Source organism: Tianweitania sediminis (assembly GCF_017813335.1).
GTDB lineage: Bacteria > Pseudomonadota > Alphaproteobacteria > Rhizobiales > Rhizobiaceae > Tianweitania > Tianweitania sediminis.
On record NZ_JAGIYY010000001.1, the window covers coordinates 439,570 to 452,610 of the forward strand.

Consider the following 13,041-nt stretch of genomic DNA (forward strand, 5'->3'; position numbering starts at 1 on the left):
GCTCCTTTAGGGGTGGTTAACCCTGCCTCGTTCAGCGCTGGAGAAGATCAACCAGATGCCAGGCGGCAAAATCGTCGCTGGCGAGGTAGCGCTCCCACACGCGATCATCGATCTGCGTGGATTGCCGACATGCCACAATGGCTTCATAGTGCCGAAATTCCCGCGCGGCAGGACCGATGCGGAACGGCAAGATCCGCAATCCCGAGGCTGGCGTTTGCCGACGGCCGGCGCGACGCTTCATTGGCCGCTTGGGCGCAATCATGAGAAACTCCCCTCCACCACCAAGTTCCTCCCCGTGGCTTGTGAGCATCTGCCGATCTTTTAAGCAGATCTGCCTGCGCTGGCATCATCCTTTGTTTAGCACACAAACCAATTTCCGCTACGTCAACGTCGAAGGTTCACCCCGTTAAAGCACCTTTCAGAGTGCCGCGGTTATAGCGCATCCAGGAAACGGGGTGGCAACATGTCTGCGAGCGCGCGCGTTGACTGGGTGGATGCGGCCAAAGGACTGTGCATCATCTTCGTGGTGATGGTGCATGCGGTTCTGGGGGTCGAACTCGCTGCCGGCGAAAACGGCTGGATGCACCACGTCGTGAGCTGGGCGCGCCCTTTCCGAATGCCGGATTTCTTTTTGATTTCCGGGCTCTTTCTCGCGCTGACGATCGACAAACCCTGGCGACGCTACCTTGATCGCAAGGTTGTGCACTTCGCCTATTTCTATGTCCTCTGGGTCACGATCCAGTTCGCTTTCAAGGCGCCCGGCATGGCCATAGAAGACGGCGTTGCGACGGCCGCCAGCAACTTCCTCCACGCCTTCGTCCAGCCTTTCGGCACCTTGTGGTTCATCTATATCCTGCCGATCTTCTTTGTTTTCACGCGGCTGATCCGCCGGTTGCCGGTTTGGCTGGTGGTTGCCTGGGCAGCGCTTCTTGAGATCCTCCCCGTTCACACCGGCTGGCTGATCTTCGACGAGTTCTGTGCCCGCTATGTCTACTTCTATGCGGGATATGCGCTGGCCAAGCTCATCTTCTCCTTTGCCGACGCTGCCCGTGCGCGTACCGGCACAACCCTCGTTGCGCTCGGGGTGTGGGCTGTCGTGAATGCGGCGCTGGTGTTCACACCCGTGCCGCCGGCGCTCACCTTCCTGGTTGCACACGAAATCGGCCATACCGGCGGGATCGGCGGCCTCGCCGAACTCCCTCTTGTCAGCCTCGTGCTCGGCTTCCTCGGCGCCGGCGCGGTGGTGGCGGTCGGCACACTCGCCGCCCGCATGGCGTCCATGAGCTGGCTGACCTGGCTCGGCGCCCATTCCATCGTGGTTTACCTGGCGTTTTTCCTTCCGATGGCCGTTGCACGCGCCGTGCTGCTCAAGCTCGGCGTCATCGATGACATTGGGACGATGGGGCTGCTGGTCACCGTTGCGGGCGTCAGCGGGCCGGTGATACTTTACGCCCTTGTGCAATGGAGCGGATACGGCCGCTGGCTGTTCGAGCGGCCGGGCTGGGCGTCACTCGAGCACAACCGCGCCAAGGCGGAGCGCCCGATCGCCGCCCGATAAGCGTTGCGGATCAGCTATGGGCGAAGATGTCTTCGTCCGGCCAGCCCATGAGGTCGAGCCTGGCGCGGGTCGGAAGAAACTGGAAGCAAGCATCCGCTTCTTCCATCCGGTTCTCACGATGAAGCCGTGACGCGAGGATCTCGCGCAACCGATGCAGGTACAACACGTCGGACGCGGCATAATCCAGCTGCTCGGGCGTGAGTTCCGGTGCGCCCCAATCGGACGACTGCTGCTGCTTGGAGATGCCGACGCCGAGAAGTTCGGCGCAGATGTCCTTCAAGCCGTGACGATCCGTGTAGGTGCGGGTCAGGCGCGACGCAATCTTGGTGCAAAACACCGGCTCCGGCATGACACCGAAGGCGTGGTAAAGCACAGCCAGATCAAAGCGGCCAAAGTGGAACAGCTTGGTGATGCCGGCATCGCCAAGCAGCTTCACGAGGTTCGGCGCTTGCGTCTGCCCCGCTTCGATCTGGATCACGTCGGCGGATCCGTCACCCGGTGAAATCTGCACCACACATAAGCGGTCGCGATGCGGGTTGAGGCCCAGCGTTTCCGTGTCGATCGCGACCGCGTCGACGCGGTAGTTCTCGAGATCCGGCAGGTCGCCCTTGTGGAAGCGGATGGTCGGCTTGGTGTTCATTTGGCAAGTGCGTCCAGGATGCGGGCCCAGGAGCGCTGGCCCTTGCGGAAGGATTCGACGTCATATTTCTCGTTCGGCGAGTGGATCCGGTCGTCCGACAGGCCAAACCCCACCAGCAGGGACTCCATGCCGAGGTAGGTCTGGAAGTCGCCCACGATCGGGATCGACCCGCCCATCGCGATCATTACGGCAGGCTTCGGCCATTCGTCCGATAGCGCCGCTTGCGCCTTGGACAGATAGGGTGCGTCGTAAGACAGCTGGATGGCCGGCGAGCCGCCGTGATCCTTGCCCCAGTCGGCGCGGCAATCGACAGGCAGCCGCTCTTCCACGAAGCGCTGGAATGCAGCACGGATTTTTGCCGGATCCTGCTTGTGCACGAGGCGGAAAGACACCTTGGCAGTTGCCTGCGCCGCAATCACGGTCTTGAAGCCCTCGCCCGTGTAACCACCGGTGATGCCGTTGAACTCGGCCGTCGGGCGCGCCCACACCAGTTCAAGGATGGAGCGGCCTCTTTCGCCGGAAGGCTGCGACAGGCCGATCGGGCCAAGGAAGTTTTCATTGGTGACGCCCAGGCTTTTCCAGCTTTCCAGGATCTGCGTCGGGGTTTCTTCGACCCCCTCATAGAAGCCCGGAATGGTGACGCGGCCATCCGCATCATGCAGGTCGGCCAGGATCCTGGCGAGCACGCGGATCGGATTGGCGGCGGCGCCGCCGTAAGAGCCGGAATGCAGGTCGCGATTGGCCGCGTGGATCGTCAGTTCCACCCCCAGGATGCCGCGCAGGCCAACGGAGATGGCCGGTGTTTCGCGGTCCCACATGCCCGTGTCGCAAACCAGCGCGAAGTCGGCCTTCAGTTCCTCCTTGTGCGCTTCGAGGAACGGCTTCAGCGAGGGCGAGCCGCTTTCTTCCTCGCCTTCGAACAGGATCGAGATCCGGCAGGGAAGCGCGCCATGTACGGCGTTGTAGGCGCGGCAGGCTTCCACAAAGGTCATGATCTGGCCCTTGTCATCGGAGGAGCCGCGGGCGCGGATCACATCCACGCCATCCTCCGCCTTTTCCACAACGGGATCAAAGGGGTCGCGGGCCCACAGATCGAGCGGATCGACCGGCTGCACGTCGTAGTGACCGTAAAAGAGAACATGTGGGCTGCCGGCAGGACCATCGGCATGCGCCACCACCATCGGGTGACCGGGCGTGTCGCGTCGTTCAGCCGTGAACCCGATGCTTCGCAGGTCTTCCACCAGCCAATCCGCGGCTTGCCGGCAGGATTGCGCAAAAGCGGGATCGGTTGAGATGGAGGGAATGCGCAGGAAGCCGAACAAACGCTCAAGGCTTGTGGGGAAATCCCGATCGAGCTGATCAAGTACAGGGGAAAGGGCAGCCAAGTTTCAGGCCTCCAAGGGAATGCGTGCCAGGATTCGCGCGCGACCCTAGTGGATGGCGGCTGGAATGCAACAACTGGTGGGGGGTGTACCGGGGCCGAGAAAGAAGCGGCCACCGTGGTGGAGGGGGGGGATACCACGGTGGCCGTATCACAATGTGGCAGCCCGGAGAGGGGATGAAGCCACCACATCAATCCGGAACGGCGGGGGACGGGCCGTCTCCGAACTTCGGCGTTCGCTGCCGATGAGCGATATTTGTAGATGGCAAGTAGGTGGATCAAGGGTAGCCAACATTACATCTTCGTCACATGGTCGTTACTCTTGTGCTGCGGGCTTGCTGTTCTTGCCCGCTCGAACAAACACCTCCGTCAAGCGTTGATCAGGACCATACTTTGGAGGGCGCTATGACAGCCAACACAAACAAGCCACAGCAGCCAAGCGGCACAGCCGTGGATGACGAAGATCCCAACCACTCGCCGGTCAGGGGCCGCACGATGCCGACCGGGCCGGCGCAGCCCTTTGACGTGGAACATGTCGAAAGCGACCGGGCCAAGTCACAGGGGCCGAAACCAGGCGAAGGCGCAGGCTGACGGCGCCCTGCCGTATCCGTGTCGGGAGCCTTGGATGCAACCACACTTCGGCGTGGACAGGGTGATCGCCCGGCGCTAGGCCTAGCGCCATGAAAAAGGGCGATCACCTATTCCTCGTCGACGGCTCGGGCTACATTTTCCGGGCCTATCACGCGCTGCCGCCGCTGACCCGCAAGTCCGACGGTTTGCCGGTCGGCGCCGTTTCCGGCTTCTGCAACATGCTGTGGAAGCTGTTGCGCGACGCGCGCAACACCGATGTCGGGATCGTGCCGACCCATTTCGCGGTGATCTTCGATTATTCGTCGAAGACTTTCCGCAACGAGCTTTTCACCGAATACAAGGCGAACCGCACAGCGCCGCCGGATGACCTCATCCCGCAGTTCGGCCTGATCCGCCAAGCCACCCGCGCCTTCGACCTGCCCTGCATCGAAAAGGAAGGCTTTGAGGCCGACGACCTGATCGCCACCTATTGCCGCCTTGCCTGCGAAGCCGGCGGGGACACGACCATCATTTCGTCCGACAAGGACCTGATGCAACTCGTCGGCCCTTCCGTGCAGATGTACGATCCGATGAAGGACAAGCAGATCGGCATCGCGGAGGTCATCGAGAAGTGGGGCGTGCCGCCCGAAAAGATGATCGACCTGCAAGCCCTGACCGGCGACTCCATCGACAACGTGCCGGGCGTGCCGGGGATCGGGCCCAAAACGGCGGCGCAGCTGCTTGAAGAGTTCGGCGATCTCGACACGCTCTTGGCGCGGGCCGGCGAGATCAAGCAGAACAAGCGGCGCGAAACCATCCTCGCCAACGCGGCGAATGCCCGGATTTCGCGTGAGCTAGTGAAGCTGCGAAACGACGTGCCGCTTGAAGAGGGCCTGGAGAGCCTCCAGCTCCATCCCGCCAACGGACCTCGGCTCATCTCCTACCTGAAGGCCATGGAATTCACATCGCTGATGCGCCGGGTGGCCGAAACTACCGGGACTGACGCGAGCGCAGTGGAAGCCGGCACGGTCACGGTGGACGGCTTCGAAAGCGCGCATGGGCCGGATCTCGATGTGGCACCCAAAGCTGCGGGCGCGACAACCGATACGCCAGCGCAAGATGGAAAGACGCCGGCGCTTCTTGCCCGCCGTCGCGCAGAAGCTGCCGCCGCACAGAAGCTCGACACCAGCGCTTACCGCACCGTCAGCGAGGCGCAGGCGCTGGAGGATCTCGTTGCCGAAGCCTACGCCACCGGCGTGGTGGGGCTCGACATCCAGATGACGTCGATCGATCCAATGCTGGCTGAGATCACCGGCATCGCGCTTGGAACCGGGGCAGGGCAGGCGAGCTACATTCCGGTGGGCCACAAGGCGCAGGCGAGCGATCTCCTGTCTGACGGTGCAACGCCCGGCCAGATGCGGGCTGCCGACGTGCTCGCTGCCCTTCAGCCGCTTCTGTCGGATCGCTCCGTGCTGAAGGTTGGCCACAACCTCAAAAACGAGTGGCTCCTACTTTCCCGGCACGGCATCACGCTCGAAGCCTTCGACGACGTGATGCTGATGTCTTATGTGCTGGACGCAGGATCGGGCGCTCATACGCTGGATGCGCTGGCCGACCGCTGGCTCAAGCATTCGGCACTGACCATCAAGGAGCTGCTCGGCAGCGGCCGGACCGGCATCGGCTTTGACCGCCTGCCGCTGGAGCGTGCAACGGCTGCGGCCGGCGAACAAGCCGACATGGCGCTGCGGCTTTGGGCGGTGTTGAAGCCGCGGCTGGTCGCGCAGGGACTGGTGTCGATTTATGAGCGGCTGGAACGGCCGCTCATCCCTGCGCTTGCGCGCATGGAAAGCCGCGGCATTTCGATCGACCGGCAGATGCTGTCGCGCTTGTCGGGCGAACTCGCGCAAAAGGCAGGCGCGCTGGAAGATGACATCTACAAGGCCGCCGGTGGGCCCTTCACGATCGGCTCGCCCAAGCAGCTCGGCGATATCCTGTTCGGCACGCTCGGGCTTCCGGGCGGCGCAAAAACCAAGACCGGCCAGTGGTCGACCTCGGCCCAGGTGCTGGAAGAACTCGCAGCCGAAGGGCACGACCTGCCGCGCAAGATCGTGGATTGGCGACAGCTCACGAAGCTGAAATCCACCTATACGGATGCGCTGCCGGGCTATGTTCATCCGGAAACGCGCCGGGTTCACACATCCTATTCGCTGGCTTCGACATCGACGGGCCGCTTGTCGTCCACCGAGCCGAACCTTCAGAACATTCCGATCCGAACCGCGGAAGGACGCAAGATCCGCACGGCTTTTGTTGCCGAAGACGGAAACAAGTTGATTTCAGCCGATTACAGCCAGATCGAGCTGCGCATTCTGGCGCATGTGGCGGACATTCCGCAGCTGAAGGCGGCCTTTGCCAATGGCGACGACATCCATGCCATCACCGCATCCGAAATGTTCGGCGTGCCGGTAGAGGGAATGCCGCGCGAGGTGCGTTCGCGCGCCAAGGCCATCAATTTCGGCATCGTCTACGGGATCTCCGCCTTTGGCCTGGCCAACCAGCTGTCCATCCCGCGCGAAGAAGCCGGCGCCTATATCAAGCGTTACTTCGAGCGGTTTCCCGGCATCCGCGACTACATGGACACGACGAAGGCGTTTTGCCGCGAACACGGCTATGTTGAAACGATCTTCGGTCGCCGGGCTCATTACCCCGACATCCGCGCTTCCAATCCGTCGATCCGCGCCAACTCGGAGCGCGCTGCCATCAATGCGCCGATCCAGGGCTCGGCCGCCGACATCATCCGGCGCGCGATGGTGCGCATGGACGACGCCCTGGTCGCCGCCGGGCTTCCCGACGTTCGCATGCTCCTGCAGGTTCATGACGAGTTGATCTTCGAAGCAAGGGAAGAGGATGTGGAAGCAGCGATGCCGGTGATCCGCACGGTGATGGAGAACGCCGCTATGCCGGCGATCGCCTTGTCCGTGCCGCTCCAGGTGGATGCTCGCGCCGCCCACAACTGGGACGAAGCGCACTAGGCTCGGCTACTCAGCTCGCCAGTTTCTGTGGCGCCGTTTCAAACAAGCGGAGGCGGACGGGAGGAAGGGCTTCCATCTTCTTGTGGCAGGCAGCCGCATAGCAGATAGCCTGCCTTAGTTCGTCGTCGGCCACCGGCTTCGAAAGGACCCCCAAGGTCCCTGGAATGCCTTCGCCCAACTGAGATGGATTTGCTGTCATGAAGAGGACGGTGATGCCGTGCTTTTCTGCCAAAGCGCGGCCGATCTCGGGCCCGGTGGCGCCATCGCGCAGGTTCAGATCGACGAGGGCGACCTCTGCCCGGCACGCCAGATCAAGCGCGGCACGACTATCGACCGCAATGCCCACGGGAGCGTGGCCAAGCTCTTCCAGCACATGTTCGATTTCAATCGCCACCAGGATTTCGTCTTCGACAACGAGTACGTTGCAGGTCATCGATTGCGTTTTATCCCTATGGTCCACGCCTAGAACTCAGCTCCTCGCTTTTGGTTGCAGCTTCTGCGCCGCCTCAGCAAATTTTTGCCGCATGTCGAAAGCGGGGCCGATCCTGCCATGGAAGCGTTACGAAGCACTTTCGTTGTCGGGGAAGGTGTGTGCCGCAGGGGTGATTGGAACCGCGTGTTGGAAAGCCCATATGCCGGAGACCGCAAGGAGTTTCCCCCGGCATGGACAGCAAGCCCGCCCCCTTTGTTCCGCCAGCCCCCGTGCCGCGAACAACGCCGCCGTCTCTTTTGCAGATGATGCGCATCGTCTATCGCAACCCGCTCGAATTGTGGGGTGAGCCTTCCTACAGGGAGCGCTGGCTTACGGTTTCCGGTGTCGGCGGGCCGCTGCTGATCGCCAACGATCCGGGCTTGATCCGCCATGTGCTCGTGGACAATGCCAAAAACTACAAGATGGCAACCGTTCGCCAGTCGATCCTGCGGCCGATCCTGCGGGACGGCCTGCTGACCGCCGAGGGGGCGGTGTGGAAGCGCTCGCGCAAAGCCATGGCGCCCGTGTTCACGCCGCGCCACAACCGCAATTTCGCGCAGCCGATGCTGGAGCGTTCGCTTGCCTTTGCCGAGCGATACGAGAACGCAGTCGGTCCGGTGGATCTGGCCCGCGACATGACCGCGCTCACCTATGAGATTCTTGCCGAAACGCTGTTTTCAGGCGAGATCGCCGGCGAGCCTGGCTCTTTTGAAGCGCAGATCGACCGCCTGTTCGAGACCATGGGGCGGGTGGATCCTCTCGACCTACTGCGCGCGCCCGCCTGGTTGCCGCGCTTCACTCAGATCCGCGGCCGCAAGACGCTCGCCTATTTCCGCAAGATCGTCAGCGACACAATGGAAATGCGCCGCAAGCGCATGATCCGCAGCCCAGAGGATGTGCCGGAAGATTTCCTGACCCTGCTCCTGCGGGCTGAAGGGCCGGATGGCCTGACCCGCGGCGAAGTCGAGGACAACATCATCACCTTCATCGGCGCGGGGCACGAAACAACCGCTCGAGCGCTCGGCTGGACGCTCTACTGCCTGGCCGAAGCGCCCTGGGAGCGCGAGCGGATCGAAGCCGAGATCGACCAAGTCGTTGCGACGATCCCGGATCCGGTGAACTGGCTAGACGCCATGCCGTTCACGCGCGCCGCATTCGAGGAAGCCATGCGACTTTACCCTCCCGCGCCATCGCTCAACCGGGAGCCGATCGAGGACGACCGCTATGGCGACCTGCACATCAAGAAAGGCACGCAGGTCCTGATGATGCCCTGGACCGTGCATCGGCATCGCGCCTTGTGGGACCGGCCGGACGCTTTCATGCCTGAACGCTTCCACCCTGAAAACCGGGACACGATCGACCGCTACCAATATCTACCGTTTGGAGCCGGGCCCCGCACCTGCATTGGCGCCAGCTTCGCCATGCAGGAAGCGGCGATTGCCCTGGCAGTGCTCATGTCGCGCTATCGTTTCGACACCACGGAACAAACCCGGCCATGGCCGGTGCAGAAGCTGACCACTCAGCCGGAAGGTGGTTTGTGGATGACGGTGAGCAAGCGGGCTCGGCAATGAACAGTGCGGCCAGGCTCATCGCCTGACCGCCACCTTGTCACACGAAAGCGAAGATGCGGGCCGGACCGCCGGTGGCTTCACGCAGCTTCGGCGCGCCCACCACGAGCGTGGCGCCGCTCGCCGGGAGACTTTCGAGATTTGCAATGGCTTCGATGCCATAGCGGCCCGACGGCAGCCAAGCGTTGTGAACCGCAAAATCCGGTGACTGGCCGAAGTCCAGCGACAGCGTATCTACCGCGATCGCCTTGACCGAGGGCGCTTCCATAAGTGCCTGCGCCGCCTCGATGTGGAAGCCGGGGAAGTGCATCGTCTTGCCGTCTTCGCCGAGGTTACGGAACTTGTCGGTTGCGACATGCGCGCCCCAGCCGGACAGCATCGCCACGACGCAGCCTTGCGGCAGATCGCCATTGGCCTTTGTCCAGGCCTTGATGTCGTCCGGCGTCAGCTGCGCGTCGGCGTTGTCCTGCGCCTTCTCGCGGATGTCGATCACGACCAACGGCGCAATCAGATCCTGCACCGGGAGCTCGGCCACGGAGCGGCCGTCGGCGGAAAAGTGCAGCGGCGCATCGATGTGCGTGCCCGTGTGTTCGTTGATCCGCCATTCGTTCAAATTGAACGTGTCCTTGGCGAAGGAAAACTTCTGGTCCTTGAACACCTGCTGGTCGCCAAAGAAGGTCGGAAACTTCTCGTGCAGCTCGTGGGTGAGGTCTTCCGCCTTCTGGGGAGCGCTTGTTTGCGCAAAAAGCGGAGCAGGAAGTGCGGTGGCAGCAAAAGCAGCGCCAGCGGCCAGCGCCGAACCGCGGAAGAAGGCGCGGCGCGTAAGCATGTTGGCTTTCACGGTTTCAACAACACAATGGTGGCACATCGGCAGGTCCCCTTTTCTTGGCTTTGAACGCAGAAGCGAGGATGTGCCCTCCCGTTGGGCTCCGCAAGACCGTTTCGTGTCGGAAATCAGTCGCTGTCGGCAAAGATGTTCTCCACGTGAACGGGCCACCGCCAGGGCAGCACCGCAACGAGGTCGAAGCGCAGCGACAGGCGGGCGTAGTCGCGCTGGCGGATAAGCCACAGGTCCGCCGCACTGGCGATGCGCCGCTCCGAAGACCGTCCGATCGCATCCATCGCTTCCGCCAAGCTCGGCCGAGCCTTTACTTCAACAATCAGCACAAGATCGCCGCGCCGGGCAATCAAGTCGATCTCACCCAGCTTGGTGCGATAGCGTCGCGCCTCGATCCGATATCCCTTGGCCATCAAAGCAACGGCGGCCAGAGCTTCCGCGACGTGGCCGAGGCGATAGGCCTTCACCCTCCCGCGGAGCGGCGACGCCTTCATCCCTCGTCCTTCAAGGCAAGCAGGCGCTTGTAAAGGTCGGCTTTCGCCAGCCCGGTGCGGCGGGCAGCTTCCCCGGCAGCCTTCGCGGTGGGCATGTCGGCAACAAGGCTTTTCAGCAGCGCGTCCACATCCTCAGCTTGCGGGACCGGCGCGACGCCCGGTGGCGCGACTATGACCACGATTTCTCCCTTGGGCGTGTCTGCGGCAGCGTAATGTGCAGCCAAACCGCCCAACGTGTCGCGCCGCACTTCTTCAAAGGCCTTTGTCAGCTCGCGCGACACTGTCGCCAGCCGGTCTGGTCCGAGCACATCAGCCATGGCCGCAAGGGATACAGCAAGGCGGCGTGGTGATTCGTAGAAAACAAGCGTGCCGGGAACTGCCTTCAAGGCAGCAAGGCGGGTGTTTCGCGCGCCCGCCTTGGCGGAAAGAAAGCCAGCAAAGAAGAATGCGTCGGTGGGCAGGGCCGATACGGCGAGCGCTGACAGAAGTGCCGACGCGCCGGGTATGGGCACCACCGGCAGACCGGCTTCCGCCACCGCCCCGACCAAGCGAAAACCGGGGTCGGATACGAGCGGCGTGCCAGCATCGCTCACCAGCGCCACGCTCTGACCGGCCGCCACCGCTTCCACCAGGCGTGGCGTGGCGTCTGCTTCGTTGTGCTCGTGGTAGGCGAAGGCGCGGCGACGGATGCCATAGCGGTCCAGCAGGACCCGGGTGACCCGGGTATCCTCGCAGGCCAGAATATCGGCCGCTGCCAGTGTTTCCAGCGCGCGCAAAGTGATGTCGCCGAGATTGCCGATCGGCGTGGAAACGATGTAAAGCCCAGCCTGGAGCGGCCGCGCGCTGACGGCCGTTTGTCCGACCATGAAGCTTTTGCCGCTGCCGGCGTCGTGTTCCACCTTGGTTCCTGCCTTTGCGATGCGGCTTCGTGACCGGCCAAGCTTTGACACGCCGCGAGCCGGCTTGCAAAGTCGCCGCCTCCATCACCGGCCAAGGGCCGAAAGGACACAACAGTCGTGAGTTCGATTTTGCGGCGCCTCCGCGGCCTGATGATCATCGGAAGCGGGCTTCTGGCTGGCTGCCAGGCGACGTCCGTGCCGCAAGGCTTGCCGGACGTGCCGGCCGCTCCCGTGCAAACGCAGGCCGACCAGACCACACTGCCGCCAGCCACCGGCGAAGTTCTCGGCACGGGCCCGTCGCGCGTGGCGCTTCTTCTGCCACTCAGCGCGGAAGGCAGCGCCGGCCAGATCGGCCGCGAGTTCCGAAACGCGGCTGCCCTTGCCATGGAGGACATTGGCTCCGACGCCTTGCAACTGGTGATCAAGGACACAGGCCGTGACCCCGCTCAGGTGCAGGCGGCGGCGAGCTCGGCCGTGCTGGAAGGCTCCTCGCTCGTGCTCGGACCGATCTTCGCGTCCGATGTGTCGGCGGCAGCCGCGGTGACGCGACCGGCCGGCAAAACGATGATCGCCTTTTCATCCGACCGCAACGTGGCTGGAGCGCGGGTTTACCTGAACTCCTTTCTTCCCGCCGGAGTGGTGGAGCGCGTGGTGTCCCATGCCACGCAAAATGGCGTCCGATCCGTGCTTGGCTTCTTCGCCAATGGTCCGGCTGGCGACCTTGCGGAGCGTGCCGCCCGCGCTGCTTTGCAAAACACCGGCACCCTGGCTGCGTCGGTCCGCTACGATCCCAACGAAGCGTCCATCCAGCAGGCGGCCGCAGCCGCCGTTGCTGCGCTCCCGCAAAGCGAGGCTATTTTGATTCCCGAAGGCGGCCCCGTTCCATCCGCGATTCTCCGGGCTCTGAGCTCCAACGGTGGCGACATCCGAGGCAAGCGACTGCTTGGAACGGGGCAGTGGACCAGCGCCAGCCTAAGCGATGCCCTTCTGGAGGGAGCCTGGTTCGCAGACAGCGACCAAGCGCGCCTCGCAACCTTCAAATCCCGATACGCAGCCAAATTCGGTGCCGAACCCAGCCCCAATGCGGCGCTCGCTTACGACACGGTGGTGATGGCCGGCACGGCAGCCAAGCGCTACGGCACTGGCGCGTTCAGCAACAGCGTGATCGAAGCCGACGCCGGGTTTGCCGGTTATACCGGGATCTTCCGCTTCGAGCCGGACGGCACAACGGAACGCGGTTATGCGGTTTATGAAGTCCAACCGGGCGGCGCCACACGCGTGATCAGCCCATCGCCGCGCAGTTTCGCCGGCGGCGCCAGTTGAGCGTATTGTAAGCACCGGCTGCACAAGAATTCTGCATCTGCCCGCTTTGTCGGCGGAACAAATTCGCGCGGCCGGTGTTCGGGCGCCAGGAGCGCAAAGCCATGGCCAACCTTCAAGTCCAGAACACGTTTGAACCGTATTATGCGGGCCGCAACGGAAATGATGCAGCACGCTGGATCATTCGCAAGAAGGATGAAAGCGCAGCAGCAGGTCGAGAAAAAGGCGCCGAGCCTGAGCAACCAGCCGCGCCCGACTCCAAGAGCAACTAG

Annotated in this window: 13 protein-coding genes; 6 read left to right on the top strand and 7 right to left on the bottom strand. The window is 63.2% G+C overall.

The features are described 5' to 3' along the window. Nucleotides 1-31 precede the first annotated feature (31 nt). Nucleotides 32-262 carry a hypothetical protein gene (locus J5Y06_RS02015; protein ID WP_209333435.1) on the bottom strand — a complete coding sequence of 77 codons (231 nt, stop codon included), beginning with the start codon at nucleotides 260-262 and terminating at the stop codon, nucleotides 32-34. 201 nt (nucleotides 263-463) lie between these two features. On the opposite strand from J5Y06_RS02015, the gene J5Y06_RS02020 reads away from it, so the two are divergent. Further along, a complete protein-coding gene (locus J5Y06_RS02020; RefSeq protein WP_209333436.1) occupies nucleotides 464-1,558 on the top strand; it encodes an acyltransferase family protein in 1,095 nt (364 codons plus the stop codon). Between the two features lie 10 nt (nucleotides 1,559-1,568). Here the strand turns inward: J5Y06_RS02020 and J5Y06_RS02025 are convergent, their stop codons facing one another. Together J5Y06_RS02025 and J5Y06_RS02030 are read right to left on the bottom strand one after the other, a co-directional pair. Then, a complete protein-coding gene (locus tag J5Y06_RS02025; protein ID WP_209333437.1) occupies nucleotides 1,569-2,198 on the bottom strand; it encodes a ribonuclease D in 630 nt (209 codons plus the stop codon). Next, complete coding sequence (locus J5Y06_RS02030; RefSeq protein WP_209333438.1) at nucleotides 2,195-3,583, bottom strand: M20/M25/M40 family metallo-hydrolase; 1,389 nt, start codon at nucleotides 3,581-3,583, stop codon at nucleotides 2,195-2,197. The genes J5Y06_RS02025 and J5Y06_RS02030 overlap by 4 nt, the downstream gene beginning before the upstream one ends. Nucleotides 3,584-3,984: 401 nt before the next feature. Here J5Y06_RS02030 and J5Y06_RS02035 point away from each other — a divergent pair, with 401 nt between their 5' ends. Then, nucleotides 3,985-4,170: a hypothetical protein gene (locus tag J5Y06_RS02035; RefSeq protein WP_209333439.1), complete on the top strand. Its 186-nt coding sequence runs from the start codon at nucleotides 3,985-3,987 to the stop codon at nucleotides 4,168-4,170. An 89-nt stretch (nucleotides 4,171-4,259) separates the two neighbouring features. Further along, nucleotides 4,260-7,178, top strand: a complete 2,919-nt coding sequence (gene polA, locus J5Y06_RS02040; RefSeq protein ID WP_209333440.1) for a DNA polymerase I — start codon at nucleotides 4,260-4,262, stop codon at nucleotides 7,176-7,178. A gap of 10 nt (nucleotides 7,179-7,188) precedes the next feature. Here polA and J5Y06_RS02045 read toward each other — a convergent pair whose 3' ends face one another. After that, nucleotides 7,189-7,638, bottom strand: a complete 450-nt coding sequence (locus tag J5Y06_RS02045) for a response regulator (protein WP_342453353.1) — start codon at nucleotides 7,636-7,638, stop codon at nucleotides 7,189-7,191. Nucleotides 7,639-7,841: 203 nt separating this feature from the next. Between J5Y06_RS02045 and J5Y06_RS02050 the strand changes: the two genes are divergently transcribed. Next, nucleotides 7,842-9,221, top strand: a complete 1,380-nt coding sequence (locus tag J5Y06_RS02050; protein WP_209333442.1) for a cytochrome P450 — start codon at nucleotides 7,842-7,844, stop codon at nucleotides 9,219-9,221. A 37-nt stretch (nucleotides 9,222-9,258) separates the two neighbouring features. Here J5Y06_RS02050 and J5Y06_RS02055 read toward each other — a convergent pair whose 3' ends face one another. The 3 genes from J5Y06_RS02055 to rsmI all read right to left on the bottom strand — a co-directional run bounded on the left by J5Y06_RS02055 (nucleotide 9,259) and on the right by rsmI (nucleotide 11,416). Continuing rightward, nucleotides 9,259-10,086: a cyclase family protein gene (locus tag J5Y06_RS02055; RefSeq protein WP_209333443.1), complete on the bottom strand. Its 828-nt coding sequence runs from the start codon at nucleotides 10,084-10,086 to the stop codon at nucleotides 9,259-9,261. A gap of 86 nt (nucleotides 10,087-10,172) precedes the next feature. After that, on the bottom strand, nucleotides 10,173-10,550 hold the full coding sequence (locus tag J5Y06_RS02060) for a YraN family protein (RefSeq protein WP_209333444.1): 378 nt from the start codon (nucleotides 10,548-10,550) through the stop codon (nucleotides 10,173-10,175). After that, entirely contained in the window at nucleotides 10,547-11,416 is an 870-nt protein-coding gene (gene rsmI, locus J5Y06_RS02065; RefSeq protein WP_209334328.1) for a 16S rRNA (cytidine(1402)-2'-O)-methyltransferase, read from the bottom strand. The genes J5Y06_RS02060 and rsmI overlap by 4 nt, the downstream gene beginning before the upstream one ends. Before the next feature lie 150 nt (nucleotides 11,417-11,566). Between rsmI and J5Y06_RS02070 the strand changes: the two genes are divergently transcribed. Beyond that, nucleotides 11,567-12,772, top strand: a complete 1,206-nt coding sequence (locus J5Y06_RS02070; RefSeq protein WP_209333445.1) for a penicillin-binding protein activator — start codon at nucleotides 11,567-11,569, stop codon at nucleotides 12,770-12,772. Nucleotides 12,773-12,873: 101 nt separating this feature from the next. Next, the gene (locus J5Y06_RS02075; protein ID WP_209333446.1) at nucleotides 12,874-13,041 is read left to right on the top strand and encodes a hypothetical protein; all 168 of its coding nucleotides are present in this window, start codon (nucleotides 12,874-12,876) and stop codon (nucleotides 13,039-13,041) included.

Excerpts from the sequence above, each read along its gene's own strand:
- J5Y06_RS02075 (WP_209333446.1), top strand. The coding sequence starts at position 12,874 with ATGGCCAACCTTCAAGTCCAGAACACGTTTGAACCGTATTATGCGGGC.
- rsmI (WP_209334328.1), bottom strand. The coding sequence starts at position 11,416 with ATGGTCGGACAAACGGCCGTCAGCGCGCGGCCGCTCCAGGCTGGGCTT.
- J5Y06_RS02020 (WP_209333436.1), top strand. The coding sequence starts at position 464 with ATGTCTGCGAGCGCGCGCGTTGACTGGGTGGATGCGGCCAAAGGACTG.
- J5Y06_RS02015 (WP_209333435.1), bottom strand. The coding sequence starts at position 262 with ATGATTGCGCCCAAGCGGCCAATGAAGCGTCGCGCCGGCCGTCGGCAA.
- polA (WP_209333440.1), top strand. The coding sequence starts at position 4,260 with ATGAAAAAGGGCGATCACCTATTCCTCGTCGACGGCTCGGGCTACATT.
- J5Y06_RS02035 (WP_209333439.1), top strand. The coding sequence starts at position 3,985 with ATGACAGCCAACACAAACAAGCCACAGCAGCCAAGCGGCACAGCCGTG.
- J5Y06_RS02055 (WP_209333443.1), bottom strand. The coding sequence starts at position 10,086 with ATGTGCCACCATTGTGTTGTTGAAACCGTGAAAGCCAACATGCTTACG.
- J5Y06_RS02050 (WP_209333442.1), top strand. The coding sequence starts at position 7,842 with ATGGACAGCAAGCCCGCCCCCTTTGTTCCGCCAGCCCCCGTGCCGCGA.
- J5Y06_RS02025 (WP_209333437.1), bottom strand. The coding sequence starts at position 2,198 with ATGAACACCAAGCCGACCATCCGCTTCCACAAGGGCGACCTGCCGGAT.
- J5Y06_RS02060 (WP_209333444.1), bottom strand. The coding sequence starts at position 10,550 with ATGAAGGCGTCGCCGCTCCGCGGGAGGGTGAAGGCCTATCGCCTCGGC.